The organism is Candidatus Methylobacter oryzae (assembly GCF_003994235.2).
GTDB lineage: Bacteria > Pseudomonadota > Gammaproteobacteria > Methylococcales > Methylomonadaceae > Methylobacter_A > Methylobacter_A oryzae.
Genome location: NZ_RYFG02000088.1, coordinates 1 through 23,333, shown reverse-complemented (window position 1 = coordinate 23,333; position 23,333 = coordinate 1). Strand labels below are relative to the sequence as shown.

23 protein-coding genes are annotated in these 23,333 nt (G+C 47.6%); 15 read left to right on the top strand and 8 right to left on the bottom strand.

From position 1 onward, the window contains the following. Positions 1-26 precede the first annotated feature (26 nt). From sucC to EKO24_RS09710, 5 genes are all read left to right on the top strand, one after another. Complete coding sequence (sucC, locus tag EKO24_RS09730) at positions 27-1,196, top strand: ADP-forming succinate--CoA ligase subunit beta (protein ID WP_127029164.1); 1,170 nt, start codon at positions 27-29, stop codon at positions 1,194-1,196. Next, entirely contained in the window at positions 1,193-2,059 is an 867-nt protein-coding gene (gene sucD, locus EKO24_RS09725) for a succinate--CoA ligase subunit alpha (protein WP_127029165.1), read from the top strand. Before sucC ends, sucD begins: the two co-directional genes overlap by 4 nt. 64 nt (positions 2,060-2,123) lie before the next feature. Further along, positions 2,124-2,516, top strand: a complete 393-nt coding sequence (locus EKO24_RS22855) for a PIN domain-containing protein (RefSeq protein ID WP_206667251.1) — start codon at positions 2,124-2,126, stop codon at positions 2,514-2,516. After that, positions 2,513-4,123, top strand: a complete 1,611-nt coding sequence (locus EKO24_RS09715; protein WP_127029166.1) for an NAD+ synthase — start codon at positions 2,513-2,515, stop codon at positions 4,121-4,123. Before EKO24_RS22855 ends, EKO24_RS09715 begins: the two co-directional genes overlap by 4 nt. A 264-nt stretch (positions 4,124-4,387) precedes the next feature. Beyond that, positions 4,388-5,143 (top strand): DUF5765 domain-containing protein, encoded by a 756-nt coding sequence (locus EKO24_RS09710; protein WP_127029167.1) that lies wholly within the window; start codon positions 4,388-4,390, stop codon positions 5,141-5,143. 60 nt (positions 5,144-5,203) lie between these two features. On the opposite strand, the gene amrS is transcribed toward EKO24_RS09710, so the two are convergent. Beyond that, a complete protein-coding gene (amrS, locus tag EKO24_RS09705) occupies positions 5,204-6,289 on the bottom strand; it encodes an AmmeMemoRadiSam system radical SAM enzyme (RefSeq protein WP_127029168.1) in 1,086 nt (361 codons plus the stop codon). 373 nt (positions 6,290-6,662) lie between these two features. Between amrS and amrB the strand changes: the two genes are divergently transcribed. Next, positions 6,663-7,442: an AmmeMemoRadiSam system protein B gene (gene amrB, locus EKO24_RS09700; RefSeq protein WP_127029169.1), complete on the top strand. Its 780-nt coding sequence runs from the start codon at positions 6,663-6,665 to the stop codon at positions 7,440-7,442. Continuing rightward, complete coding sequence (gene amrA, locus EKO24_RS09695) at positions 7,429-7,986, top strand: AmmeMemoRadiSam system protein A (protein ID WP_127029170.1); 558 nt, start codon at positions 7,429-7,431, stop codon at positions 7,984-7,986. The genes amrB and amrA overlap by 14 nt, the downstream gene beginning before the upstream one ends. 239 nt (positions 7,987-8,225) lie before the next feature. Here the strand turns inward: amrA and EKO24_RS09690 are convergent, their stop codons facing one another. Together EKO24_RS09690 and radC are read right to left on the bottom strand one after the other, a co-directional pair. Continuing rightward, the gene (locus EKO24_RS09690; protein WP_127029171.1) at positions 8,226-8,432 is read right to left on the bottom strand and encodes a hypothetical protein; all 207 of its coding nucleotides are present in this window, start codon (positions 8,430-8,432) and stop codon (positions 8,226-8,228) included. A 983-nt stretch (positions 8,433-9,415) separates the two neighbouring features. Beyond that, positions 9,416-10,090 (bottom strand): RadC family protein, encoded by a 675-nt coding sequence (radC, locus tag EKO24_RS09685; RefSeq protein WP_127029172.1) that lies wholly within the window; start codon positions 10,088-10,090, stop codon positions 9,416-9,418. Between the two features lie 84 nt (positions 10,091-10,174). On the opposite strand from radC, the gene coaBC reads away from it, so the two are divergent. The 6 genes from coaBC (at position 10,175) to EKO24_RS09655 (ending at position 17,612) form a co-directional block, all read left to right on the top strand. Beyond that, positions 10,175-11,395, top strand: a complete 1,221-nt coding sequence (gene coaBC, locus EKO24_RS09680) for a bifunctional phosphopantothenoylcysteine decarboxylase/phosphopantothenate--cysteine ligase CoaBC (RefSeq protein ID WP_162853354.1) — start codon at positions 10,175-10,177, stop codon at positions 11,393-11,395. Continuing rightward, the gene (dut, locus tag EKO24_RS09675) at positions 11,367-11,831 is read left to right on the top strand and encodes a dUTP diphosphatase (protein WP_127029174.1); all 465 of its coding nucleotides are present in this window, start codon (positions 11,367-11,369) and stop codon (positions 11,829-11,831) included. The genes coaBC and dut overlap by 29 nt, the downstream gene beginning before the upstream one ends. Positions 11,832-11,857: 26 nt before the next feature. After that, entirely contained in the window at positions 11,858-14,410 is a 2,553-nt protein-coding gene (locus EKO24_RS09670) for a phosphomannomutase/phosphoglucomutase (RefSeq protein ID WP_127029175.1), read from the top strand. A 141-nt stretch (positions 14,411-14,551) separates the two neighbouring features. Next, positions 14,552-14,944 carry a hypothetical protein gene (locus EKO24_RS09665; protein WP_127029176.1) on the top strand — a complete coding sequence of 131 codons (393 nt, stop codon included), beginning with the start codon at positions 14,552-14,554 and terminating at the stop codon, positions 14,942-14,944. Between the two features lie 294 nt (positions 14,945-15,238). Next, positions 15,239-16,999: an arginine--tRNA ligase gene (gene argS, locus EKO24_RS09660; protein ID WP_127029177.1), complete on the top strand. Its 1,761-nt coding sequence runs from the start codon at positions 15,239-15,241 to the stop codon at positions 16,997-16,999. Between the two features lies 1 nt (position 17,000). Continuing rightward, complete coding sequence (locus EKO24_RS09655) at positions 17,001-17,612, top strand: SPOR domain-containing protein (protein WP_127029178.1); 612 nt, start codon at positions 17,001-17,003, stop codon at positions 17,610-17,612. 128 nt (positions 17,613-17,740) lie between these two features. On the opposite strand, the gene EKO24_RS09650 is transcribed toward EKO24_RS09655, so the two are convergent. Both EKO24_RS09650 and EKO24_RS09645 read right to left on the bottom strand, forming a co-directional pair. Beyond that, complete coding sequence (locus tag EKO24_RS09650) at positions 17,741-18,145, bottom strand: cupin domain-containing protein (RefSeq protein WP_127029179.1); 405 nt, start codon at positions 18,143-18,145, stop codon at positions 17,741-17,743. Between the two features lie 117 nt (positions 18,146-18,262). Next, on the bottom strand, positions 18,263-18,514 hold the full coding sequence (locus tag EKO24_RS09645; protein WP_127029180.1) for a DUF2171 domain-containing protein: 252 nt from the start codon (positions 18,512-18,514) through the stop codon (positions 18,263-18,265). Positions 18,515-19,041: 527 nt separating this feature from the next. On the opposite strand from EKO24_RS09645, the gene EKO24_RS09640 reads away from it, so the two are divergent. After that, the gene (locus EKO24_RS09640) at positions 19,042-19,839 is read left to right on the top strand and encodes a hypothetical protein (RefSeq protein ID WP_127029181.1); all 798 of its coding nucleotides are present in this window, start codon (positions 19,042-19,044) and stop codon (positions 19,837-19,839) included. 119 nt (positions 19,840-19,958) lie between these two features. Further along, the gene (locus EKO24_RS09635) at positions 19,959-20,357 is read left to right on the top strand and encodes an ankyrin repeat domain-containing protein (RefSeq protein WP_241674453.1); all 399 of its coding nucleotides are present in this window, start codon (positions 19,959-19,961) and stop codon (positions 20,355-20,357) included. Between the two features lie 124 nt (positions 20,358-20,481). Here EKO24_RS09635 and EKO24_RS09630 read toward each other — a convergent pair whose 3' ends face one another. From EKO24_RS09630 to EKO24_RS09620, 3 genes are all read right to left on the bottom strand, one after another. Next, positions 20,482-20,808: an EthD family reductase gene (locus tag EKO24_RS09630; RefSeq protein WP_127029206.1), complete on the bottom strand. Its 327-nt coding sequence runs from the start codon at positions 20,806-20,808 to the stop codon at positions 20,482-20,484. Between the two features lie 188 nt (positions 20,809-20,996). After that, complete coding sequence (locus EKO24_RS09625; RefSeq protein ID WP_162853353.1) at positions 20,997-22,352, bottom strand: L,D-transpeptidase family protein; 1,356 nt, start codon at positions 22,350-22,352, stop codon at positions 20,997-20,999. A 292-nt stretch (positions 22,353-22,644) separates the two neighbouring features. Further along, complete coding sequence (locus tag EKO24_RS09620; RefSeq protein WP_127029183.1) at positions 22,645-23,001, bottom strand: DUF4870 family protein; 357 nt, start codon at positions 22,999-23,001, stop codon at positions 22,645-22,647. Positions 23,002-23,333: the final 332 nt, after the last annotated feature.

The window sequence follows — 23,333 nt, the reverse complement described above, 5'->3', positions numbered from 1 at the left end:
GGATCCAGTCAATCAAGGAGTAATAAATGAATATTCATGAGTATCAGGCTAAACAGTTGTTTTTGAATTACGCTATACCGGTTCCTGTCGGCAAGCAGGCGATCACGCCGGAAAGCGCCGAGCAGGTTGCTAATGAACTGGGCGGTGACGGTTGGGTGGTTAAAGCGCAGGTTCATGCCGGCGGCCGGGGCAAAGTCGGCGGCGTAAAGTTGGCGAAAAGCCCTGCCGAAGTGGCCGAGTTCGCCAAAGGCATGTTTGGTACGCGGCTGGTAACCAATCAAACCGGAGCGGAAGGTTTGCCGATTAATTCGGTACTGATAGAAAAAACTTATCCGATCAAGCGCGAGTTATATCTGTGCGTACTGGTTGACCGCGCCAGCCAGCGCATTATTTTTATTGCATCGCGAGCCGGCGGCATGGACATCGAGACCGTTGCCCACGAAACGCCGGAAAAAATTATCTCGGTGCCGGTACATCCGGCCTCCGGTCTTCAGGGTTATCAATGCCGTAAAGTTGCTTACGCGTTGGGGCTCAAAGGATCGCAGATCAAGGTTTTAGGAAAAATCATGCAAGGCTTGTACGACTTGTTTTTAGCCAAGGATGCGAGCCAAATTGAAATCAATCCTTTGATAGAGACCGACAGCGGAGAATTGATGGCACTGGATGCCAAGATCAATTTCGACGATAACGCCGTCGAAGCGCATCCCGATATAAAGGCGATGAAAGACGCCGACCAGGAAGACGAAAAAGAAAACAAAGCCCAGCAATTCGGGCTGAATTACATCACTCTGGAAGGCAATATCGGCTGCATGGTCAACGGTGCGGGACTGGCGATGGCGACGATGGATTTGGTCAAACTGAAAGGCGGGTTACCGGCCAATTTTCTCGATGTCGGCGGCGGTACCAGCGTGGAAAAAGTTTGCGAGGCGTTCAAGCTGATCCTGTCCGATCACAGCGTCAAAGCCGTGTTAGTGAATATTTTCGGCGGTATCGTGCAGTGCGACATTATCGCGGCGGGCATTCTGGCCGCGGTCGAACAGGTTCATGTCGCCGTACCGGTGGTGGTACGGCTGGAAGGCACTAATGCCGAGCAAGGCCGGGCCTTGTTAACTAACACCGGACTGAATCTTTATGCGGCGGATGATTTGGCGCATGCCGCGGAACAAGTCGTCGCACTGGCTAAGGAGGCCGCATGAGCATTTTAATCGACAAAGACACCAAAGTAATTTGTCAGGGCTTTACCGGCAAGCAAGGCACGTTCCATTCCCGGCAGGCGCTGGATTACGGCACAAAGCTGGTCGGCGGCGTGACTCCGGAACGCGGCGGCGAAACCCATTTAGGGTTGCCGGTGTTTAACACCGTGCAGGACGCCATCAATGACACCGGAGCAACCGCTAGTGTGATTTACGTGCCGCCTTTTTATGCGGCCGACGCGATTCTGGAAGCGGTCGATGCAGGCATTAAACTGATCGTCTGCATTACCGAAGGCATACCGATATTGCAAATGTTGCGGGTTAAGGCGGCAATGGAAGGCACCGGTGCGTTGTTAATCGGCCCCAACTGCCCCGGCGTGATCACTCCCGGCGCATGCAAAATCGGCATCATGCCCGGCCATATTCATTTGCCCGGATCGATCGGCATCGTCTCTCGCTCCGGCACGTTGACCTATGAATCGGTGCATCAAACCACTGCGCAAGGCCTGGGCCAAAGCACCTGCGTCGGCATCGGCGGCGATCCTATTCACGGCATGAACTTCGTCGACGTGCTGAGCCGTTTCCAAGACGACGAGCAAACCAAAGGCATCGTGATGGTTGGCGAAATCGGCGGCGGCGAGGAAGAAGATGCGGCGGAATATATCAAAGCGCATGTCACCAAGCCTGTCGTTGCTTATATAGCAGGGCAAACCGCGCCTCCCGGTAAGCGCATGGGCCATGCCGGCGCGATTGTGACCGGCGGCAAAGGCACTGCGGAGGGCAAAGTTGCCGCGCTTAAAGCAGCAGGAATTGAAGTGGTCAGTTCGCCTACGGATATTGGCGTGGCGATGAAAGGGTGTTTTTAAGCCGCTGTGATTAAACTTGAAATCAGCAACAATACCCAATCAGCAAAACAGTAGGAGAACCACCGTGCATATCGAAGTTGAATTAGACGATATCCACTCTGAGCGTCTATTGAAACTACAGCAACGCTTAAATAAACCTTTAACCGAAATCGCCGCAGAGTTTTTATTAGCGCAAGGCGACGGATTATTTCAGCTTTTCATGATTGGCGAGACAGAATTCCCAAAAATGGCTGCACTGATGCACAAATATGCTGATTTACCGATGGACTTAGCGGATGCTTCACTAATTTTATTAACGGAACATTTTTGGGAAATGGACGCATTATTTCTACGGATAGACGAGATTTCCATACTTACCGCTGGAAAAACCATTATCCGTTTGTCAATTTATTGGAAAATTTATAGGGTACAGCCCTTATTTTTCTATAGTATCTTTAAATTTTTACCCCTTACATGACCCTAAAAATAGCCCTAGCCCAAACCAATTTTCTGGTCGGTAACATCGCCGCCAATGTCGACAACATTGCCCAAGCCGCTGCCCATGCCCGCGATGAGCTGGGCGCGGACATAATCGTTTTTCCCGAGCTGACGCTGACCGGCTATCCGGCCGAAGACCTGTTGTTGCGAGACGATTTTATCAATGCCGCCAACAATGCGCTGTACCAACTGGCCGACCGCGTTACCGGCATTGCAATGGTCGTCGGCTTTCCTGAACGCGACGGCGACAAGCTTTATAACAGTGCGGCGGTATTGCATCAGGGCGCGATTCTGGCTTGCTACCGCAAACGCGCCTTGCCTAATTACGGCGTATTCGATGAGCAGCGTTATTTTATCGCCGGCACCCAGCCGTGCGTGTTTGAGTTCAACGGCACGTTTATAGGCTTGACGATTTGTGAAGATGTCTGGAAGCTCGGCATTATTGAAGATAACAAACAAGCGGGAGCGGAGCTGCTGCTGACCATCAATGCCTCGCCGTTTAATTCCGGAAAAATCCATCAGCGCGAAGCGACTATCTGTAGCCAAGTTAAAACCGCGCAAATTCCGTTGGTTTACGTCAACCAAATCGGCGGCCAGGATGAATTGATTTTCGACGGTGCGTCTTTTGTCGTTGATGCTCAAGGAGAAATCGTCTTTCGTGCCGAGGAGTTTAAAGAGCAGATCAGTGTAGTCGAGTTTGAAGGCAATAAATCGATAAAAAGCACCTGCGCGCCTTTGTACAATGAAGTTTCCAGCGAGTATCAGGCATTGGTATTGGGCATTAAAGACTATGTGCGAAAAAACGGTTTTCAAGGCGCGATTTTAGGTTTGTCCGGCGGCATCGATTCGGCGTTGGTTCTGGCTTTGGCCGTTGATGCGTTGGGTGCCGAGCATGTTGAAGCCGTACTGCTGCCGTCGCGCTATACGCAAGATATGAGCAACGAGGATGCGATACTGGAAGCAAAAGCCTTGGGCGTTCACTACCATATTATTCCGATAGAGCCTGCCGTTAACGCGTTTACCGGCATGCTGGCCGATATTTTCGCCGGAACCGTCAAAGACGCTACCGAGGAAAATATCCAGGCGCGCTGCCGCGGCGTGATTTTAATGGCGCTGTCGAACAAGCAAGGCAAGCTGTTATTGACCACTGGCAATAAAAGCGAGATGAGCGTCGGTTACGCAACGCTATACGGCGATATGTCCGGCGGTTTTGCGCCGATCAAAGACGTGCCTAAAATGCTGGTGTATCGGCTGGCGCGTTACCGCAATTCACTGTCTTCGGCGATACCGGAGCGGGTTATCATCCGTCCGCCCTCCGCCGAATTGGCGCCCGGCCAGGTCGATCAGGATTCGTTGCCGCCTTACGATGTGCTGGACCCGATACTGGAGCGTTATATCGAAAAAGACCAATCCGCCGATGAAATCATCGCCGCCGGATTCAGGCGCGAAGACGTGGCGAGAGCCATCAGCCTGGTTGACCGCAACGAATACAAACGCAGACAATCCCCGCCGTGCATCAGGATTACCGGCAGGGCGTTTGGCCGCGACCGGCGTTATCCGATTACTTCCGGTTATAGAGGCATTTAATTAACCGCCTGAAACTACTGGATTAGCCTTTCTCAATTCCTCGCTATTTGTAATACAATGGAGAAGTTTGCAACCGTTTGTTAGATCAACTTATACGGTTATAAAAAACAAGAATATAGCTGTGTCAGTTGTCGATATTGTCTATTGAGGATCAATAGTTATATACCGCTCTGACATCCGCATAGCTTATAAAAACATTATTGCTGGCTCTGCCGATAAGGTCATGGCTAGACAGTATTTAATAATTAAAAAAAGGTCAGTTCTATGTGTTGGAGTGGTGAAGCGTCAGGCGTTCTAGCCGTCGCAGGTCTTAGTACCGCAGCTTATGTTGCGATTAAACAAGGGGAATCGAAAGAGCTCTGGATTCCGTTAACTTATTTTGCCTTAATGGAATTATTGCAGGCGGTCACTTATGTCTATATCGACATGTGCGACAATCCGAGTAACCAGATACTTACGCTTTTAGGGTATCTGCACGTCTCGTTCCAGCCGTTTTTCGTCAACATGGTGGCGATGTATTTCATCCCGGAAAGCGTTAAGCTGAAAATCCGCACCACCGTCTATACCATTTGTGCAATCGGCACTCTGTTCATGCTGATGAAAATGTATCCTTTCGGTTGGGCGGGTTCCTGCAATATCGGCATAGAAGGTTTTTGCGGACCGAGCGTTTGCTCTACCTCCGGCTCTTGGCATATCGCTTGGCAAATGCCGCTGAACGGGCTGTTATCGAATCCTATCGACTGGCTGTTCGGTTTTAACTGGGGCTTGCATGCGTTGACTTATATCCTGGTCGCGTTTTATTTGCCGGTGATATACGGCTCCTGGCGCTTCGTGGCTTTCCATTATTTAATTGGCCCGTTTATCTCGGATCTTACCACGACCGATCCGAACGAATACTCAGCGGTTTGGTGCTTGTTCTCTATCGCGCTATGCGTATCGGTCATTAAGACGCCGATCAGAAAACATCTGCATGTCAAAACTTGGCCTTTTTATAAAAAATATATTGGCGATGCGCTGTAAGTAGACTCAGATAAGTTGGGTTGCATCCTGCTGCAACCCAACGCTGTTACCCTGCCCAAATTATCCCATCAGCACTGCTTTTCGCTTCGCTCCCCAATTTCCATGTTCTGGGTTGAATACTCCTGCACAACGTTCGCCGCAAAAACGGCAATTTCCCGACGCATCCAGATTCCAGTCTGACAATTCGTGCCAATCGCGGCCTATCAGTAGTCTTTTGCAACTGTGGCAATAAGTGCTTTGTTCCGATTTATCATGCACATTGCCGACATAGACATAATGCATGCCATTTTTTAAAGCGATTTTTCGCGCCAGCGATAAGGATGAAGGCGGCGTGGGCGGTTTGTTACGCATCCGCCAGTCCGGATGAAATGCGGTAAAGTGCATCGGTACGTCGGGTCCGAGATTTTCTACAACCCATTGCGTCATCGCCTCCAGTTCCGCTTCCGAATCGTTCTCGTCAGGAATAATCAAGGTGGTCAGCTCCATCCAAACCGAGGTTTCATGTTTGATATATTTGATTGTTTCCAATACAGGCTCCAGATGCCCGCCGGCAATTTTGTAATAAAATTTTTCGGTGAAAGCTTTCAAATCGATATTAGCCGCATCCATCCATTGATAAAACTCGACTCGAGGCTCGGGGCAAACATAACCTGCGGATACCGCAACCGACTTTATGCCCAAATTCCGGCAGGCCTGAGCCGTATCAATTGCATATTCATGAAAAACGACCGGATCGTTATAGGTATAGGCGACGCTGTGGCAACCGTTATCCCGTGCTGTTTGAGCAATCGCATCGGGCGAGGCCTTGCTCATCAAGGTATCCATTTCCCGCGACTTGCTGATGTCCCAATTTTGGCAAAAGTTGCAAGCCAGGTTGCATCCGGCGGTACCGAAAGAAAATACCGAGGTGCCGGGTAAAAAATGGCTTAGCGGCTTTTTCTCGATAGGATCAATCGCAAAACCGCTGGAACGGCCGTAACTGGTCATCACAATCTGGTCGTTCAGGTTTTGCCTGACAAAGCACAAGCCGCGCTGGTCTTTATGCAATTTACAAAATCTGGGACAGAGATCGCATTGCACCCGGCCATCCGTCAAGACATGCCAATAACGGGTTCTTACGGTATCTTCGGTAACAAAATCAGTCATGGGTATTCTCCGGTTTCTGCGAATAAACAGTAAAAAGAGGCCTTGTCCTCATGCGTCGATAGCGTATGAAAAATTTATTTAAATAACGGAATCTCTGTTTTTTTAGCATGGTCTATCAACAAAATAAACCATTTTCGTATAGCTAGGTAATAGTACATATAGATACCGGATAGCTTTAACTCTATTATTTTCCGTTGCCGTATCGGCTGCGTTGTGGAACACTTTCAGTGTTAAATAGCTAAGAAGTGTTATTATTTTATCGAGCAAGACTTCGAGAACATTGCCGGAATTTTCTTCGCAAATATTACTTGGAAAAATACCTCAATCTACCCTGATCTATGCACGTGTATAGATAAAATGACAGGACAAGCTAATGACTAGACAGCCCGCCGTAGCAGGTTCTTTTTATCCTGCAAATCCAGAGCAACTCCATCTGATGGTAGATCGGTTTTTGAATGACGCTGCAAGCGATGAAAGAATTCCCAAAGCAATCATCGCACCTCATGCCGGCTATATTTATTCCGGTCCAATCGCCGCAAGCGCTTATAGCCGGCTAAAGAAAGCCCATGACAAAATAACGCGTGTGGTGTTGATAGGCCCCTCTCACCGTGTCGCTTTCAGGGGCTTGGCCGTTAGCAGGGCGAAGACGTTTACTACGCCTTTGGGAGATGTTTTGGTTGATCAAGCGGCGATACAGGCGATAGTGCAATTGCCTTTTGTCGAATACATTGAGCGAGCTCACACCTATGAACATAGCTTGGAAGTCCATCTGCCTTTTTTGCAGGAAGTGCTGGATGATTTTAAAATCGTGCCGATTGTTGCCGGCGAAGCTTCGCCGGAGCAAGTCAGCCAAGTATTGAGTGCATTGTGGGGAGGTGCTGAAACGCTAATTGTGGTTAGCTCGGATCTCAGTCATTATCATGATTATGCCACTGCCCGGCAGATGGATAAGTCAACGACTGACGCGATAGAACAACTGCAATATGAGCAGCTGGCCTCTGAATCGGCTTGCGGTAAAGTTCCTCTCAGCGGTTTATTAAAGCTGGCCCGGAAAAAGTCGTTATCAGTGAAAAATATCGACCTGCGCAACTCCGGCGACACAGCGGGAGATAAAGCCAGCGTAGTGGGCTATGGTGCTTATGTCATTGAATAATTCGAACCGGCAATGCTTGCTGGAGTTGGCGAAAAACTCCATTCAACACGGATTGCAAACCGGCCGGCCGCTAAAAGTCGATTTGGGTATTTATCAGGGAGAGTTGATAAAACCTGGAGCCAGTTTTGTTACGTTGAACATAAACCATCAACTACGCGGCTGTATCGGCCGGCTGGTAGCGGTCAGGCCGCTGATCGAAGATGTTGCCGAAAATGCATTTTGCGCGGCTTTTAAAGATCCTCGATTTTTACCGCTCGAAGCTTATGAATTCGAGCAGCTGAAAATACATTTATCTATTCTGACGCCTTCTGAGCCGATATTGTTTAGTTCCGAACGGGATTTACTATTGCAATTGCAACCCGGAATTGACGGGTTGGTTTTAAAAGAAGGGCGTTATCAGGGAACCTTTTTGCCGTCAGTATGGGAGTCATTGCCGGAACCTGAGCATTTTTTACGGAATTTGAAGCAAAAAGCCGGATTGCCGCCGGACTACTGGTCTAAGAATATCGAGATTTACCGTTATCGGGTTGAGGCAATAGATTAACGCCAATAAATACTAACAAGCACCTGCAAAGATTATTCTCGTTACCGGAACGAATTAATTTTATAAAGCTTGGTTCCTGCTAACCATTTAAAAATTTATAAGACTAAGGTTTTATATGGCCGTAACGCGGGAAATTCTAGTAGTAATTTTTCCTTGTTAGCATTTTAGATCCGCTATTTAGTAGACCTTGCCCGTTTTAAAACAATTGAAACGTTTCAATCTCAGAAACAGTCTTGCGGCTACATACTCGGCGCTTGGTTAAAATGAATCATTAAACATCCCCCTTCGGCGGACGAAACAAGGATAATGTCCCCATATTCAGGATGCTTGCTGCACTTGGCCGCAAGCATTCCGGCATGTTCAACCCTTTCAACTTCGTCATGAATATCATCGGAGATTTCCGCATATTGCTGTATTGTCAGGGGCATTATCTTTGCGTTTTTCATTTAGTATAGTCTCCGATAAATTAAAGAAAGGCTGGCTTAATGGCATGCCGTTATTTTGCGTTTGTTCATGCCCTTATTCTTCATATTCTTATATTAATATTTCGAATCTAATACGTGTATATACAAACCAGATTTTGCAGTTTGAAGGATAAGTATCTACACAAAGAGGCTTATTGCCAATCCTTGAAGAAACTAAGGATTGGCTCAGTCCGCTTCAATTACAAATTTTAAGAACCGCTCCTCTCAATTTAGCTGTCAAGGTCGACGCAATGTAAATAAATTCTACGGTCAAAGAGCAGCACTAACATTAATGTGAGTTGAACAATGATATTCAATATCCATGCTATAGTTTTCATGACGATCTCCTTAAAGCTGAGTTGAGCAGCTTGTCTGCTCAAACGAAACTTATGCCCTTTGGGTATAAAGCGAATTTATTCAATCTGTCAGCCATATCGATCAATATTCTTCATAATATAATTATCGGCTGAAGGCTTTATTATTCGAGGCAATAAATATTAAATCCCTAGCAATGATCATTCATAACACTTTATCTGTAAAAAGTTCCCGTAGCGGCAAAAAAACTTCAGTTGCCTAATTTGTCGGCTTAGGCCTTTATTCTTCGATTGGATCTCATATAACGGTTACAGAGTAGATCATTCAATTTCTTCAATCAATAAGTCCAATTACCTATCAAGCGAAGCGGCTATTAAGTTAAATGTCTTATATTTGAGCCCCAAGTATTTTTTAATCCCAAGTCGTTTAGTTTATTAAAGTTAAAGCATAACCAATACCATTTTCTTAATTTATATATAGATCAGTTGCTTGAACTTTACTGGTGCTTATTGAATGTTCTTGAGTCTAATTATTGACTATTTCTTTAAAGGAGAAAGAGGAAATTATTTTCCCGTTTCCATAATACTATAAGATTCTTGACGAATATCAATCCTCGCTTCCGGATATTCATTTATCGGAGATACCGTTACTTATAACAATCCGTGTTCGGCAAAAGAGTAAGGCTGCCCTTCGCCGATAATAAAATGGTCAAGCACCCGTATATCGAATAAGGCTAAGGTTTGTTTAAGTTTCTCGGTGATATGTTTATCGGCCTGGCTGGGTTCGGAAATGCCGGACGGGTGGTTATGAGCAAAAATGACTGCCGCGGCATTGTGGCGCAATGCCTGTTTGGCCACTTCTCTGGGATAAACGCTCGCACCGTCTATGGTGCCCCTAAATAATTCATCCAACTGTATAACCCGATGCTGGTTATCGAGAAATAAGCAGGCAAATACTTCATAGCTGTAGCCGCGCAGTTGCGCGCTAAGGTATGAGCGGGTAATTTCGGGGCTGGTTAGCGCATCGCCGCGTTGTAAAGCTTCCTTGAAATGCCGCCGAGCCATTTCCAATACTGCCTGGAGCTGGACATAAGTGGCTTCGCCCAAGCCTTTACCCTCGCAAAAGCGTTTCTGGTCGGCGCCTAACAAGGCATTCAGCGAGCCGAAATCATTCAACAGCTCACGAGCCAAATCAACTGCGGATTTGCCCGGCGAACCGGTACGTAGAAAAATAGCCAGTAGTTCGGCATCGGTTAAAGCGGATGATCCGCGGCGCAACAATTTTTCTCGGGGCCGGTCTTCTGCCGACCAGTCTTTAATGGACATAGGCTCTCCATATAGTTGAAACTTAAGCATAGAAGAATTTCCGCATACTTGCCATAATGTCGCTATTTGTTCAACTAATCGGGCATTATTATTAACAAGCATATTTTATTGGCCGTCAGCGGCGGCATTGCCGCATACAAATCAGCCGAATTGGTCAGACTGCTGCGAAAACAAGGCGCTAAAGTACGCGTGGTAATGACGCGTTCGGCCATGCAGTTTGTTAGTCCGCTGACTTTCCAGGCGCTTTCCGGCAATCCGGTGCATAGCGAACTGCTTGATGCGGACGAAGAAAATTCGATGGGCCATATCAATCTGGTGCGCTGGGCCGATGTATTGGTCATTGCTCCGGCAACAGCCAATACCCTTGCAAAATGCAGCCACGGTTTGGCTGACGACTTATTATCTACGCTGTACTTGGCGGCAACCTGCCCTGTATATGTTGCTCCGGCAATGAATCAGGCCATGTGGCATAAAACCGTCACGCAGGAAAATATTCAAAAACTCAAAAGCCACGGCGTTATTATTATCGGCCCTGAACAGGGCGATCAAGCTTGCGGCGAAACCGGTTTCGGCAGGATGTCCGAACCGCTGGCGATTTGCAATCGTTTAATGGATGAAACGCCAACACGGTGTTTAAGCGGACTTAAGGTTTTAATCAGCGCGGGCCCGACTCGCGAACCTTTGGACCCGGTACGCTACATCACTAATCGCAGTTCCGGAAAAATGGGCTATGCGCTTGCCAATGCCGCGTTAAAAGCAGGCGCCAAAGTTACGCTGGTCAGCGGACCGGTTATGCTTTCGCCTCCTGTTAATGCCGACTTAATCAGCGTCGAGACTGCGGCGCAAATGCACGCCGCGATTATCGGCAAAGCTCCGGCACATGACATTTACATAGGTGCTGCGGCTGTCGCGGATTACAGCCCGATGATCACAGAACAAGGGAAGATAAAAAAGCAGGACGATCAAACCACGTTAACCTTAACGCTGCAAAAAACCAGGGATATTCTGGCCGAAGTCGCGCAGCTTGTTAACCGCCCGTTCACGGTCGGATTTGCCGCGGAAACACACGACCTTGAACAATACGCTAAAGACAAACTGACGCGTAAGAATCTGGATATGATTGCCGCAAATTGGGTAGGCCGCGATCTGGGCGGTTTCGACAGCGAGCAAAATGCATTGCAGGTTTTCTGGAAGAACGGCCAAAAAAACTTGGCTATGACTGACAAAAATCAATTAGCCGAACAACTAATCAGTTTAATCGCAGAGAGAAGGGAATATGAAAGGGGCAACAAAAATACAGCTTAAAATTCTGGACGGTCGTTTAGGCAAAGACATTCCGCTGCCTGAGTATGCAACATCGGGGGCGGCGGGGTTGGACTTGCGCGCCTGCCTGGATGAGCCGGTTGAGCTACAGCCGGGAGAGACTGTATTAATTCCAACCGGGTTGGCTATCTACATCAACGATCACCAATTAGCCGCGGTATTGTTGCCAAGGTCCGGCTTGGGGCATAAGCACGGCATCGTGCTGGGCAATTTGGTCGGGTTGATCGACTCGGACTATCAGGGACAGGTCTTTGTTTCCTGCTGGAATCGTGGCAACACCGCTTTTACTATCAATATCGGCGAGCGTATTGCACAAATGGTTTTTGTGCCGGTCGTGCAGGTCGAATTCGAACAAGTTCCCGAATTCGATCAGAGTTTGCGCGGTTGCGGCGGCTTTGGTCATACCGGCCGGCATTAAGCTGTTTTTCTTTGAGGGCATAAAACATGATACGACTCTTCTCTTTATTGTCTGCCTTTGCCGTTTTAATGGTTCTATCCGCCGGGATAGGGGTTTACTGGATCAGTGCGGCACAAATCACGCAATCACAACAGGACTCAACGGTAGCCGTTGCGAAAAGTGTCGCATCGGGCATAAGCGCACAGATCAATTTATTAACCGGCTCACTGGAAAGAATGGCTCAGGACCCCGAGGTAATAGCCGCAGTTACCAGCGCCGATGCGGCTCAATTAACAGCGGTATCGGCAAAACTTGAAAAGCATTTGCCCGGTGCATTAAAGGTCAGGCTGTTATTGCCTGGCGTTAGCGAACTTGACGACAAAAGCGTGCCCAAAATGGGCTATGCCGACCTGGACATGGTACGGGAGGCATTTAGCAAAAACCAACTGCCGGCAATACAAGGCGATACCGGGCCTGACAGGCATTTGGCGATTGCTCGCAGGATTATGCAGGACAATCAAGCTGTCGGCGTTATCCTGGCCAGTTTAAGCTATGATTTTATCGGCAAAACCGTGCAGGGAGTGGAGCTGAAAAGCGGACATCTTGAATTAAAGCAAGGCGCGCTGGTATTAGGCGCCACGGGTGAGCCTGTCGCTGCGGAGCCAAACGACAATGCACCGATGAAGGTAGCGGGCACCGGCTGGGAACTCTATTATCAATATGCCAACACGGTAAATTCCACAGCATGGACGGTTATTGCCGGCATCGTTGCGCTTTCTGCGTTGTTGGCGCTGCTGGCTTTCTTTATCGGTTATCGAAAACTGTCAGCATGGTTGACGGAGGATCTGAGCACGGTGCTGAAAGCTTGTAAGGACATGATGACTAACAAACTGCAAATCGGCTATCCTGTTAAGTTATCCGAAATACATGTCGTCGTCTCAACGCTGGCACAATTTAAGCGGGTTTTGGATAATCAGGAAACCGATGACGCAGCCAGTAATAATGTCGCCGATTTTGGACGCCGCGATTTTTTTGATGATCTTGACGATCCGACTGAGCTCGCATTTCCTTCTGTTAAGCTTTCTAAGCCGGCAGGCCAAACGTCTAAATTTCAAACCGACAAGACGAGTTCTAGCCAGCCGGTTGCGGCAACAAGTAATCCGGCAATAGTCGAGAAAACCGTACCGGATTTCTTTGACATGCCCATTGCCGCAAAAAAGACTGTTGATACAGGCATTATTTTTAAGGCCTACGATATTCGCGGCATAGTCGGCAAGACGCTGACTAAAGACGTGGTTTATGACATTGGCCGTGCGCTGGGTACTATAACCAAGGAGCATGGCTGTAAAACAATTGTCGTTGGCCAAGATGGGCGGACTTCCAGTCCCGCGCTGGCGGAAGCCTTGATTCAAGGCATTATTACTACAGGAGTCAACGTGTTGGACATAGGCATGACGCCTACGCCGGTGCTTTATTTCGTCGCGAGGCATACGGAAGGACGCTCCGGGGTGATGGTTACCGGCAGTCATAATCCTGCCGACTATAACGGCCTGAAAATGGTTGTCAACGGTGAAACCTTGGCCGACGAAAAAATCCAGCAACTGAAAACCTGTATTGATAATCAAGCTTTTACTACCGGTAAACCCGGCAGCGTCGAACAGAACGGCACGTTCAGCAATGAATATATGGGTATTATTTCCGAGGATATCCGTATCGCCAGACCGATGAGTGTCGTGCTGGACTGCGGCAACGGCGTTGCCGGTAAACTGGGCCCGATGCTGCTGAAAACGTTGGGCTGCGATGTGAAGGAGCTATTCTGCGACATCGACGGTACTTTTCCCAATCACCATCCCGATCCCAGCAATCCTAAAAATCTCAGCGAGTTGATTGCAACCGTCAAACATTATAAGGCCGATATTGGCATCGCTTTTGACGGCGATGGCGACCGTTTGGGCGTTGTCGATTCAAACGGCAAAATCATTTGGCCTGACCGGCAAATGATGCTGTTCGCCAAAGATGTGCTCGCAAGCAAACCCGGGGCTGAAGTTATTTATGATGTGAAATGTTCGCGCCACTTGTCCGACCAGATTATTAAACACGGCGGCAGGCCGACTTTATGGAAAACCGGGCATTCATTGATAAAAGCCAAGCTTAAAGAAACCGGAGCCAAATTGGCCGGTGAAATGAGCGGGCATATTTTCTTCAATGATCGCTGGTTCGGCTTTGACGATGCCTTATACGCGGCTTCGCGATTGATCGAAATATTGTCCAGAGATTCGCGCAGCAGCGCCGAAGTATTTGCGGACTTTCCTGACAGCATTAACACGCCGGAATTGAATGTCGCACTGGAAGAAGGGGAAAATTTCACTTTCATGAAAAGCCTGTTAGCGGCAGCCAATTTTTCCAGCGGCAGGATCACCGATATAGACGGTATGCGCGTCGATTTTCCGAATGGTTGGGGGTTAGTACGAGCATCAAACACAACCCCGTCCCTGGTTATTCGTTTTGAAGCTGATACGGAAGCAGCGTTGCACAATATTCAAGAGCAGTTCAGGCAGTTGATGAAAAAGATCAAGCCCGATATTGTCTTGCCGTTTTAATTGAATAAGCTTATGCAAACGTATTGCCAAATAAACCCTATAAAGAGAAAGTTAAATGCTGTCCGGCTCTCTGTTTCTTGTACAATAGCATTGCTAGAGTGAAACCGTAGTTTATGTTCAGTTTTTAACCCAGGAAAAATAATGAAAAAAATAAAGCTATTACTTGCATTATCCTTGTCGTTTGGCTTGAGCTCGGCTGTATTTGCCGCCCCGCTTACTTCAAATAAAGATGTCATCGGCAGTTGGTTTTTGGAATATACAAAAAAATCGCCGGAAGATACTGAAACCAAACCGATGGGCATGACTTGGGTTATTGATAACAGCCAGCTAACCCAAAAAGACATTCCTCAAGTTAGAGGCAATCCTTATGATGCGCCGGCAGTAGACTATGTCGTTGAAGACGGTACGTTAAAAGTCAGCATCCTGGGCAGGGCGGGTAAATACGACGTGTATTCGTTAGTGGAAAAAACCGAGAAGTCTATGGTGCTTAAAGACAATAAATACGGTACTTACATGTATTTCACCAAAAAATAAATCGTTTTTCACGGCGGAGCTTAAACGTTGTAAATAACAGTCTTTAAGCTCCGGCATCTCGCCAAACTTATCTTGCACCGCCTGAAGTTTATTTCAGCATACAAAACATCAGTAATCTCATGAATTACTTGATGCATCGCCTCAAAAAACAAGAAAAAACTAAACCGGTAAACCCCGTATTAACCGCTGGATAATATCCGGCAATTTGGTGCCGATGTCGATTGGATGGATAATCGAATGATTTTAATGGATAATGTACGCCTATTTACTTGATCTAACCCACGCAATGAAGCAATGAAAAAAAAGATAGAGGAACTTATCCTGCAAGCCGTTGAAACTCTTAAATCAGACGGCATTCTCGCCCAGGACATCATCCCAAACATTACTATTGACCGGACCCGCGATCCACAGCATGGCGATTTTGCGTCGAATCTGGCATTAACATTGGCGAAACAGGTAAGTACAAACCCGCGCCAACTGGCTGAAAAGCTGATTGCCGCGTTGCCTCAAGACATCGCAATTATTAAAGTTGAATTGGCGGGGCCCGGTTTTATCAATTTCTTTATCGATCCGATTGCCCAATATCAGGTTATCAAACAAATTCATGATGACGGCCGCAAGTTTGGTTTGAGTAACGTCGGTGCCGGACAAAAAGTCCAGGTTGAGTTTGTTTCAGCTAATCCCACCGGGCCGTTGCATGTGGGGCATGGACGTGGAGCCGCTTACGGCTCAGCCGTTGCCGACTTGTTGCAGGCTGCCGGTTTCGACGTACATCGCGAATATTACGTCAACGATGCGGGCCGGCAGATGGATATTCTAGCTACCAGTATCTGGCTGAGATATTTGGAAGAGTGCGGTGAAGTCGTGCATTTTCCCAGCAATGCTTACCGGGGCGAGTATGTTCGTGAAATTGCCTGGAACATTCATAAAAACGCCGGCAACGAATACCGTAGGCCGGTAGAACTGGTATTTGAAGATATTCCTCTCGATGAACCTGCGGGCGGCGATAAGGAAGAACATATCGATGCGTTGATAGTTCGCGCCAAGACTTTGCTGGGTGCGCCGTTGTACCAGGACTTTTTCCAAATAGGTTTGGATAACATTCTGGAAGACATCAAGATTGATTTGAATGAGTTCGGCGTTGACTATCAGGAATGGTTTTCAGAGCGCCGGCTGATGGATGATGGCTCAGTTCAGGAAGCGCTGGAGCGCTTACGTGCCGGCGGTTACCTCTATGAAAAAGATGGTGCGACTTGGTTTGCCTGCGCCAAGTTAGGCGACGAAAAAGACCGGGTAGTTGTTCGCGATAATGGCCAAACCACTTATTTTGCGTCCGATATTGCTTACCACATGAACAAGCTGGACCGCGGTTTCGACCGGATCATTAATATCTGGGGCGCCGATCATCACGGCTATATTCCTCGCGTCAGAGCGGCTATTCAAGCCTTGGGCGCCGATGAGTCCAAATTAAAAGTGCTATTGGTGCAGTTTGCCTCGCTGTATCGCGGCGAAGAAAAAGTGCAAATGTCGACCCGCTCCGGCGAGTTTGTGACCTTACGGCAATTGCGCAATGAAGTCGGCAAGGATGCGGCGCGTTTTTTCTATGTAATGCGCAGATCGGAACAGCACATGGACTTCGACCTGAAATTGGCGACTTCAAAATCCAACGAAAATCCGGTTTTTTATGTTCAATACGCCTACGCCCGAGTATGCAGTGTGTTGCGGCAATTGGATGAAAAAAACTGGGGACGGGATTTAACGCTGGGCATGGAAAGCCTGACGCTATTAACCGAAGAGCACGAAACCAATCTTCTGGTGACTTTGACGCGCTACCCTGAAGTGCTGGAGCGTGCTGCGTTACAGTACGAGCCGCATCAGCTGATTCAATACTTGCGCGAGTTGGCGAACGAATTTCATACTTACTACAATGCTCATCAATTTCTTGTTGATGATGCCAAAATTCGCAATGCCAGGTTAAATCTGATTTGCGCAGTGAAACAGGTATTGGCGAACGGTTTGGGGTTGCTGAATATCAACACACCTGAAGCAATGTAAGATGGCTAGAGACTACAAACATAGAACGCAAAATAAGCATACCGCCGCATCGTACAGGCACAACTCAGGTTATAAAAAGAACTTTGGTGTGTGGCGGTGGATGCTGATTACGGCATTGATTATTTTGTTTGTAGTCTTTTTGGTTTATTTGGGTAGTGACGGATCGAAACAGGTTGCGGCTACTCAGCAGGTTGCACCGGTAGCTCCGGAAGCGGCAAAAGTTGAAGCTCCGGTCGAAGAAAAAAAACCGGAACCCGAACCGGGTCCGGTATTACCGCAATTCGATTTTTATACCATCCTGCCGGAAAAAGAAGTCATCGTACCGGATTACGAAATTAACACCCGGGCCAGAGAAGAGCGTGTAGGGCAGGCAAAAGCCGCCAGTTATATTTTGCAGGCCGGCTCATTCAGGGATTTTAAAGATGCCGATAGCTTAAGAGCCAAATTGGCTTTAATGGGCATTGAATCGAAGGTTGAAAAAGCCAAAGTGGGCAACGTCGTCTGGAACCGCGTCAAAATGGGCCCCTATACTCAGATGGCCAGCGTTAGCACCATTCGAAGCCGGCTAAGGGAAAACGGCATAGATGCCGTTGTGATGGAAGTCGGCCATTAATAAAGCTGAGTTGAGCGGCTCGTCCGCTCAAGCGAAACTTATGCCCTTTGGGTATAAAGCTGAGTTGAGCGGCTTGTTCGCTCAAACGAAACTTATGTTCATTGGGTATAAAAACTGATAATGCCGGCTCAATGCCGTATTGACTCCGTCGTTTTGCCGTCAAAATTCTCGTTATCGGCTTCCGCATCGTCTCGACTATGATGAACGACGCCATCCCGATGATTCGGCGGCGCATACAGCGTATAAAGCTTTAGTGGAACGCTGCCGGTATTAATGACGTTATGATTCATTCCGGCCGGAACGATGATCGCAAAACCGTCACTGACAGCAGAGCGAACACCATTCAAAACGACTTCGCCGCTCCCTTCCTCTACACGAAAAAACTGGTCGAGCTGATGGACTTCCGCGCCAATCTCTTCCTTCGGCCTTAGCGACATCACTACAAGCTGGCAGTGTTCCGCCGTATAGAGTACCCGGCGAAACTCCTCGTTTTTGATCGCAATATCCTCAATGTTTTGTACAAAGCCTTTCATCTCGATTCCTTGTGTTATCTGAACAAAGATTAGCGCTCGCTGAGAGAAAGCCGAGGCCGCTATCGGGGCTTTAACTTCGCTCGGCTAACAATGCTTTTGCCAGTGCTTGGGATAAAACTACATCGGCGGCGTTGTCGACCAGTCTTTCATCGCTTGATCGCCCGGACGATCCACTTTAACTTTGCCTCCTTCAGTCGAGGTTACCCAGCTGGCCGGAATATAATGGTGCTGTCCGGTCTTATCTTTGTTCAACTTGATGGTGTCCATTCCTTCCATGTGATCGACAGTGGCAAACTGGCCGTCCTGAGAACACACAACCGGCATGCCAGGCTTAATTGTATTGGTGTTAATTGTTGTTGCGGTAGTCATGGCTTTGCTCCTGTTAACTCAACTTGAGTGGTTATGGAATATATCAGTCAGCAATTCAGACAAGTTTTAAAATAAAAAGCGGATTATTCAAACTTTAGCCGGAGAGCCGGTCGATGATTGAATAATTAATTCGGCATTTTCTCGTCTGTATTTTAATTTATACCTGTAGCCAGGATTGGTCTGTGCGGTTACACACCCTGATCTCTTTAATGCCGAACTCAATAGTCTTCCAGCCAAAACATTACTCCGAGTCTATACGCTGTGCTATGCTTTTTTCCATTGATACCGGTCGGCAAAATATAAGGAGAAGATGACATAATTTTAGCCTTAAAGATGTGCAATACTGTTGTTACGGCGATTATTTGACACGAATTGATCGCGATACCGTTGTGCATGAGGATATTGTGTTCAATGGGACGAATTGGCGGCGCGCTTGCCGGTTGATTATTAGCCGCTAAGGCTGCGTACACTATGGTTTATGGAGATACCTTAATCTTCTTGTTGGCCCTTTAATTAAGGAGAAAGAAATGATTTTACAAAATAAGAACAGTACTTTTTGGGCTGTCGCCACATTTGTCATCAGTACTTTTTTCTGGGGATCCGGTTCGGCTTGGGCCGGCGGCTATTACAGCTGTACATCCCCGGCAGTATTGGTAGGAACATCAAGTTGCAGCGACGGTTCAATTGCCATTTTTAATGCCGATCCTGTTTGCCCTTTACCGCAAACATTGCAAAACCATGTTTGTGTTACGCTTACTACAAGCCTCAGCGATGATGCGGAAACTATTTTCAATTGGGCGGAACACGATTATCCGCAATACTTTTCATCTAACGAAACAACCCAAATATCCAATCCCTGGCTTTACCGGTACTATCAAAAAACCAATACTTATGCCGGTGTTAATAACCAGGATAAAAGTGTGTACGTACTTGGCGGCGTTTTCGGTCCGTCTCCAGTGCTTGTTAATACTGTCGCAAATTTAGTAAAAGTCGCCAACGCCGATCCCTCAGCCCTTTATGGCGTCTGGCGCACCAGTATACCTGGGGCGGTATGGACTTCCCCTGGGACATACACGGATTGGCTGCACGTTAGCACGGGTATTGCGGTCGGCGACCTGATCATTCGCCCCGACGGAACTTATATTTGGAACTCATACGGCGGAAAGTCAGGCAATTGGGTACGCGGAGACTCCGATTATCCGGTAGTGCTTATCGACACCGTTGAAAACAAGCAATGGAAGGTGAGCACCGATTCCAAGCATACAGGGGGACGCGACATCGTGATCTGGGATGGTCGTTTCTTATATTATGATGGCCGGAAGTGAGAAATAAGACAGTATTCGAGCTTAATAGGGGGCGTAACATGTGCTTTCCGCAGATTCTGGAAAGATGCGCGTCCCCTTTCCGGCTATTATTTTTAACTTAAATCGAAGGAGTAACAACGATGATCGCCAAAATACCTTTCGGATACAGCCGTGCTGTATTTACTATCGCATTCGCATTTTTCGCCGCTTTGCAGGCCGGTATTTCTGTTGCCGCCGATCCAGTCGAAGCAAGAAAAGATTTGAAGCAGATGGGCATCGAGTACACGGAACAGCAATTTGCAAAATCCGCCGGTGAGGGCGACATGACTGCTGTCGGGCTTTTTCTTGATGCAGGAATGGATTTGAACGCCGGAGGCGGGGCCGCTCTTGGCTTGGCGTCAGGCCGAGGACAGCTTGAGATGGTAAAGCTACTGCTGGCTAAAGGCGCAAAACCGACGTCGAACTCGCTTCAATATGCTCGAACAAGAGGGCATAAGGAAATAGAAAAAATCCTTGTCGAAGCAGGAGCCAAGGAATAACGCCAAGCCGGCACGGTAGATAAATACGGAAAGCTTTGACATTCATGTTCATGTCGGGAGTTATCCAATGTTCATCTACCGGGCTAAAACCTAGGCTTACCGAAAGATTCGACGGATTTAATACTTAGAAATCAAAACTTTCAACTTCCGCAATTAAAAATACAGGGGCGCCTCCTGTTGAAATTTCAACCGCGTGCCCCGCTGTTTCCTGTCCTCCTGCTGAATTCAAACAATCGTTCAATGCTTGCATGGAAGGAAAATAAACTTCCGCTATGCGATGAAAAGGTGAGGGACCATTGCCTACGCTATCCGTTATTAACGATGCAACAAAGCGGGTCTTTCCTGCCAGCTTTTCTACAGCCATCGGAACGTGTTCGTCAGCATAACGTTGCTCAAACGTCTCAAGGTCGGCCGGTTGAGGATACATGACGATTAATTTTGCAGTTTTCATAGCTTTCTCGTATGGTGTTGTTAACAGAGCCTGCATCTTATAAGTGCATGAAGCCATTGTATAATACCGAGTTGTTATGAATTGATAGGCTATGCCTATGTGATAGTAAAAAGCTTTTTAACGGCGGCCTTACCGCGATAGTGTCCCGACAGACGGTAGGCCTACTGTCGGGCAGAAAATTAATCCGATTAATTTATTGAAGATAATCGGGGAATTAACGGCTCACTATTAATTTCAAAATCCATTTTGATGCGTTTTATTGCTGTGTTCATTTCCGTTTTGCTCTTAAAAGGGCCTGCGATAACTTGATAGCCGTCGTTCTTTAAGACTTTATGGGCAGGTATGACCGGTCCTTGATGGTTCAGCATGGCGGCTAGTTGTTGTGCCTTGGCTTCGTCATTAAAACTCGCTACCAATATGGACCAGTCGCTATCTTTTAGTTCGCTAATGACAGGCTGGCCGTAGAACTGTTCCGGATGTGCCAATTGCACAGCATTTGCGGACAGTTCCGCGACATCCGGGCTTTTGACCAGTATTGGCGTGGGAATGCCGTCGGAGCGTTGGAGTATGCGTTCGACTTTGTCCCAATCGACAGTCACGCCTTTTTTCGCGCTGACTTCATGTAGCTGCTTTATGACCTGCTTTTTTAAATTAGGCTTGTCCTTGGCCCATTTTGATAAAGGCTCGTGCGCTTCAAGATATAACATGTTCTGGTGCCATGCGGTCAAATAAGGCTGATGAATGATGCGTACCGGCGTGCCTACGGTCGCTTTTTTGAACAGCACTTCAATATCCTCGGGGTACAGTTGTACACAGCCATGGCTGATCTGCATGCCGATACCGTAAGGTTTGTTGGTGCCGTGGATTAAATAACCGGAAAAGCCCAAACGCATCGCATAAAGTCCCAGCGGGTTATCAGGCCCCGAGCCGACTACCTTCGGCAACGAATCGCCTTTCTCGGCGTGTTCGCGATGAATCGACTCGGGAACAGTCCAGCTTGGGTTAGCGTCTTTCGCGACAATGCTGGTTTGTCCCATCGGCGTGCTCCAACCTTGACGGCCAATGCCGACCGGATAGGTATAAACCTTACCCGGTTGTTTTTTGGGATAAAAAAACAATCGCATATTTGCCAGATTTAAAGCGATACCTTTATGAGGCGAATCGGGAAGTATAAATTGCAGCGGTAACAGAACGCGGCTGCCGGGCTCCGGCGTCCAGGGCGGGACGGAGAAATTGGCTATGCTGATGTCGTTATAGCCAAGACCGAAATGCCTTGCGATATCCGGTAGGGCGTCATTGTCGCGGGTTTCGAGTGCGGCAAGGCTGCCGACCATGTTTTCGCCATCGGACAGTTCGAATTCGTGAGTCACGATGGCTTCCGGTTTTGGCTCGGGAAGCTCGAAAGCTACCGTTTTATCTTCAGGGAACAGCGATGATAAAGTTTGGCAGCCGCTAAGCAACATTAACCCCAGCGCCAAACTGAGCGACAGGACTGACTTTTTAATTCTGAACAGATCAATGCTAAAGGTTTCTTGGCCAATCATATAATTAAGCGCGAGTAAAGTGACAAACGCTAAGTATATAAAAGCAAAGATTAAAATAACCCGAAGAAAACATTAGGAAATGATTAAGATCGGGTTAGAGGATCAGGTTTTAAAGAGCGGCTATTTCGCTCCGGTTGATGTTGAGGCGGTGGCGTGATAAAGCTGAGTTGAGCGGCTCGTCCGCTCAAACGAAACTTATGCACTTTGGGTATAAAGCTGAGTTGAGCGGCTTGTCTGCTTAAACCCTACTTATGCCCTTTGGATACAATCCTGGATAGGCATCGGGCGCCGATTATTCGCTAACCGGCTTGTCGGAATTCAACGCATTCCAGCCGATGACAATCCTGTAGACCATCAGCATTAACGTGGCGATCAGTATAAAAATGCCGACGCCAAACCCAAACGTCAATCCAGACGCTGCAAGACCCGCCAGAGCTATCCATACGGTTTTGATTTGCCAGTCGAAATGGGATTCCAGAAAAGTTCCCTTGACGTCGTCAACTCTGATAAAGTTGATCGCGGCACCTATTAGCAGCGGCAGCCCTGCCAATGCAAAAGCCAGCACTTGACAAAGATATACACCTGCTGTCAGCCGCTTTAATGAACGTAATTTTTCAATATCGGTTTGATCTGTCGAACTTTGATTCATAATCCACCTTCCTAATTGATTATTTATGAAGACAAAACATATTCTCTTTTTAATTGAATATAAAACTTACCACAAATAAATCAATAGGCAACGTACTCATTTTACGTTCTGAGCCGTCTTAAAATCCGAACCCGGATGGGGGGATTTTTGATTGTGCCGATGCTTCGGCAGTAAAGATAGAAAGTTATTTTCGATCCTCTTCATTTTACGGCGGACCGTAAAATGAAGTTTCATCCGGCTCTTATACCCAAAGGGCATAAGTTTCGTTTGAGCGGACGAGCCGCTCAACTCAGCTTTATACCCAAAGGGCATAAGTTTCGTTTGAGCGGACG

What these genes read in the sequence shown, in the direction of transcription:
- dut (WP_127029174.1), top strand. Translation starts at nt 11,367, where the DNA reads ATGAAAGGGGCAACAAAAATACAGCTTAAAATTCTGGACGGTCGTTTA.
- argS (WP_127029177.1), top strand. Translation starts at nt 15,239, where the DNA reads ATGAAAAAAAAGATAGAGGAACTTATCCTGCAAGCCGTTGAAACTCTT.
- EKO24_RS09670 (WP_127029175.1), top strand. Translation starts at nt 11,858, where the DNA reads ATGATACGACTCTTCTCTTTATTGTCTGCCTTTGCCGTTTTAATGGTT.
- EKO24_RS09655 (WP_127029178.1), top strand. Translation starts at nt 17,001, where the DNA reads ATGGCTAGAGACTACAAACATAGAACGCAAAATAAGCATACCGCCGCA.
- sucD (WP_127029165.1), top strand. Translation starts at nt 1,193, where the DNA reads ATGAGCATTTTAATCGACAAAGACACCAAAGTAATTTGTCAGGGCTTT.
- EKO24_RS09635 (WP_241674453.1), top strand. Translation starts at nt 19,959, where the DNA reads ATGATCGCCAAAATACCTTTCGGATACAGCCGTGCTGTATTTACTATC.
- EKO24_RS09710 (WP_127029167.1), top strand. Translation starts at nt 4,388, where the DNA reads ATGTGTTGGAGTGGTGAAGCGTCAGGCGTTCTAGCCGTCGCAGGTCTT.
- amrA (WP_127029170.1), top strand. Translation starts at nt 7,429, where the DNA reads ATGTCATTGAATAATTCGAACCGGCAATGCTTGCTGGAGTTGGCGAAA.
- EKO24_RS09715 (WP_127029166.1), top strand. Translation starts at nt 2,513, where the DNA reads ATGACCCTAAAAATAGCCCTAGCCCAAACCAATTTTCTGGTCGGTAAC.
- radC (WP_127029172.1), bottom strand. Translation starts at nt 10,090, where the DNA reads ATGTCCATTAAAGACTGGTCGGCAGAAGACCGGCCCCGAGAAAAATTG.
- EKO24_RS09650 (WP_127029179.1), bottom strand. Translation starts at nt 18,145, where the DNA reads ATGAAAGGCTTTGTACAAAACATTGAGGATATTGCGATCAAAAACGAG.
- EKO24_RS09625 (WP_162853353.1), bottom strand. Translation starts at nt 22,352, where the DNA reads ATGATTGGCCAAGAAACCTTTAGCATTGATCTGTTCAGAATTAAAAAG.
- sucC (WP_127029164.1), top strand. Translation starts at nt 27, where the DNA reads ATGAATATTCATGAGTATCAGGCTAAACAGTTGTTTTTGAATTACGCT.
- EKO24_RS09690 (WP_127029171.1), bottom strand. Translation starts at nt 8,432, where the DNA reads ATGAAAAACGCAAAGATAATGCCCCTGACAATACAGCAATATGCGGAA.
- EKO24_RS09665 (WP_127029176.1), top strand. Translation starts at nt 14,552, where the DNA reads ATGAAAAAAATAAAGCTATTACTTGCATTATCCTTGTCGTTTGGCTTG.
- EKO24_RS09620 (WP_127029183.1), bottom strand. Translation starts at nt 23,001, where the DNA reads ATGAATCAAAGTTCGACAGATCAAACCGATATTGAAAAATTACGTTCA.
- EKO24_RS09645 (WP_127029180.1), bottom strand. Translation starts at nt 18,514, where the DNA reads ATGACTACCGCAACAACAATTAACACCAATACAATTAAGCCTGGCATG.
- EKO24_RS09640 (WP_127029181.1), top strand. Translation starts at nt 19,042, where the DNA reads ATGATTTTACAAAATAAGAACAGTACTTTTTGGGCTGTCGCCACATTT.
- amrB (WP_127029169.1), top strand. Translation starts at nt 6,663, where the DNA reads ATGACTAGACAGCCCGCCGTAGCAGGTTCTTTTTATCCTGCAAATCCA.
- amrS (WP_127029168.1), bottom strand. Translation starts at nt 6,289, where the DNA reads ATGACTGATTTTGTTACCGAAGATACCGTAAGAACCCGTTATTGGCAT.
- EKO24_RS09630 (WP_127029206.1), bottom strand. Translation starts at nt 20,808, where the DNA reads ATGAAAACTGCAAAATTAATCGTCATGTATCCTCAACCGGCCGACCTT.